We start from the raw sequence: 2,265 nt of genomic DNA, 5'->3' as shown, positions 1-2,265 counted from the left end.
AACATTGCTCAAACAACAGCACGACAATCCTCCAAAGCGTATACCACTTCAACTTTCAACGCATTCTCTCAAGTATTTTTCTTGCTTTGCTCCAAAACCATCATTGCGGCTATACTAATTTATCAAAACGCTATAAACTTAAACCCCACACAGCAAATATCGAAACTTCCATATTTGCTCTGTCTATTTTGCCTTGCTGATTTTATCTTTGCCTATTTTATCACCAGCACGTCTTCAACAGAAAACAATAACACTCTCGCGAAAACCTTGGCCATAAAAACTATCTGCCGACAAAAACCCGCAGCATATCTTGCAGCATATAAAGACTTAAGCCCATTAAAAATTTCAGCATTTTACCGATAGCAGCATTTTACCCTCCATAACTTTATGGCTTTCTCTGCACCTAAACCTGCATACCTTAAAGACACACCCTCCCCCATGCTCTTTCTGCACACATGCAGTATTTCGCATAAAATACGAAAAGAATGCTCTTTTGAACAGATCAGCCATACAGCAATATTAAAAAAGACATCTTAAAATAGCTAAACAGCCATCAATCTCCCTTTTTTAAATTATCATTCGCTTTTCTTTGCAATGAACGACTATATAAGATTTTTTGAACCTTTTCAAGAATTTCTTAGCCAATCAGTTCGATACGTCTTCAATCGCATATTCACGCGCTTGTTTTAAAGAAACATCTCTTAAGTGAACGCAAGCCTATTTCGCACCGAGTCCCATGAATGGTATAATGATAAATCTCCCATGACGTGTATAAAATCCTTTGAGCACTTTCCATCTTTATTACGCTTAATAAAAGAAGCAAGCCAGCACCATCATATATTTTGCTAGCTTCTCATGTTGCGATACCCTTGACACTTGAGACGGTTCATAAAAGCATGCCTTTCTTGTACAGTTTCTCTCCGCATGGGTCCCCCCACTTGTAACTGCAAAAGACATGGTTTTGATTGATTCAACCTAGAACAGATTTGGAATGGAAAAATGCATCGGTATTTAGGGCTCTAATTCAAGTTGAATAACGATAGATTATCATCTATAAATCAAAATATTATCCAATGCATAATGCTTAACGCTCCCCCACATTGATATTTTCAGAATTTCCACAGCATCTTCCTATAGATTATTTCGCTCCATAAAACAGTTTGCTCTTAATATCGCGGCTTTACATGCGCTACTAGTATAAAAACAGAGAAAAACAATCATTTTATAATAAAGGTACAATTTTTGTTACGAACTTTCTCTCATTTTCAACCTTCTAAATACGGCTCTTCTCTTTCATAATCATCCCATTTCAAATCTATTATATGTTGAATATAATTAAAATCACTTGCTTACACATCACAAACAACGCCCTAATGTGTTGATAAAATACGCTGAAAGAAAAATGCCTCTTATGAACCTAGCAAATGCCAAGGGCTATAGTAAAAATTGGAAGCAAGCGTACGATGATCGTGACTTACTCTTTCATAAGTATAAAGATGATAGCATTCTATAGATTTTTATATTATTCAAATTTTATATTATTTCACGAGAGCTTTACTGTTATACTAGTCACATTTACCGTTATACCATTTACGAGTGTCATCGTAAAATGTCTGTCGTGTGCGTTGAGAGATGTTTCTTTAAAAAAAGTACATAAATATGCAATACAAATATATTAATATACAACATAAGTATATTTCGTTTGGAACGTTCTTTTCTTTTGTGCAAAACATGCCCCATTAGAATAGCATTAACCAATCTTGCTATGAAATAAACGATCAGAAAACATTTTTGTCTTCCTCCGCTCACTTTAAAGGACCAAGATCTTAACTCAATCTGCTCTGTACGCAGTCCGAATTTTTGTCAAACGATCTTCTCTTGACTTCCACTCTTGTGAATCACTTAAACGAAAGGCTCAACAAATAAACCTACGAATATTCATCACACACTAAAAAATACTTAAACGTTCCAAAAAAACTTATACCTTATATTACCGCTATAAATGACAGTATTTTATAGCATCACAGGATAAAAAAGTTTTCAGCAACACAAAACCTACAAAATCAATCAATAGTCCTTTTAAAGCTTTCTTTTTTAGGATTCACAATACTCCAATTCCCCAAGCCTTTATAAAAAAGAGCGATTTTAAGCTTGCTGAATATATTGTATCAGCATATATTACAGATTGTAACATATTGTTATTCATAAAATCACCTCAAAAAGAACAGAAAGAGGTTTTTATGACTGATCTCGTAAAAGCCGCTG

The 2,265-nt window shown here is 34.4% G+C and carries 1 protein-coding gene; it reads left to right on the top strand.

Features of this window, described 5'->3' with window-relative positions:
• The coding region (locus ACFIKE_RS09700) for a hypothetical protein (RefSeq protein ID WP_375649618.1) at nucleotides 1-363 on the top strand (363 nt) is incomplete at its 5' end.
• Nucleotides 364-2,265: the final 1,902 nt, after the last annotated feature.

It is taken from the genome of Bartonella sp. MU70NMGDW, assembly GCF_042194085.1.
Taxonomy (GTDB): domain Bacteria; phylum Pseudomonadota; class Alphaproteobacteria; order Rhizobiales; family Rhizobiaceae; genus Bartonella; species Bartonella grahamii.
The sequence above is the reverse complement of the archived record's forward strand: the minus strand, read 5'-3'. Positions and strand labels throughout refer to the sequence as shown.